The sequence below is a fragment of the Pseudomonas sp. USTB-Z genome (assembly GCF_019691255.1).
In the GTDB taxonomy this organism is placed as follows: Bacteria; Pseudomonadota; Gammaproteobacteria; order Pseudomonadales; family Pseudomonadaceae; genus Aquipseudomonas; species Aquipseudomonas alloputida.
On sequence record NZ_JAECZP010000078.1, the window covers coordinates 1 to 489 of the forward strand.

The 489-nt window shown below is 63.4% G+C and carries 1 pseudogene; it reads right to left on the reverse strand.

What is annotated here, in order from left to right:
- Positions 1 to 489: pseudogene (locus I8746_RS27700) on the reverse strand (hypothetical protein); the annotation flags it as partial.

A 489-nucleotide genomic window follows, 5' to 3' on the forward strand; every position in this document is an offset into this window, starting at 1 on the left:
GCCTGCATCTGTTCGTACAGGGTGTTGATGCGCCCAAAGGCATTGGCAGCGGCATGGGCTTGCCTGGCAAGCGCTTCCGGCAGGGCGAAGGATGACGCTGACTGTGGTTCGATTTTGGCCGCTTCCAGCAGCGCCGCCAGTGCTTCCCGCAGATCCTCCTGGTTGTAGGTGATGCCGCGCATCGCCAGGTTGCCCCGGTCTGCCACGTCGCTGCGCCACCAGTGGTCCAGCACCTTTGTACCCCCTTCACTCAACTCCATGCCGATCACGCACTGGCCGGTCTGTTCGGCAAAGGCCAGGCCGTTGATGAGGTCGGCGTTGTCGTAGCGGTCCAGCGCTTGCAACAAGCGTTCGCTGACCACCCAGCGGGTATGGTCGTTGGCGCGGTCTTCGGCGGCTTGCTGGGCGTGTTGCATGGCCTGCTCGAAACCGTCGAGCTGATCGTGCATGGCCTGGCGGTCGACCAGGTGGCCGTATTTCTGGTCGAAC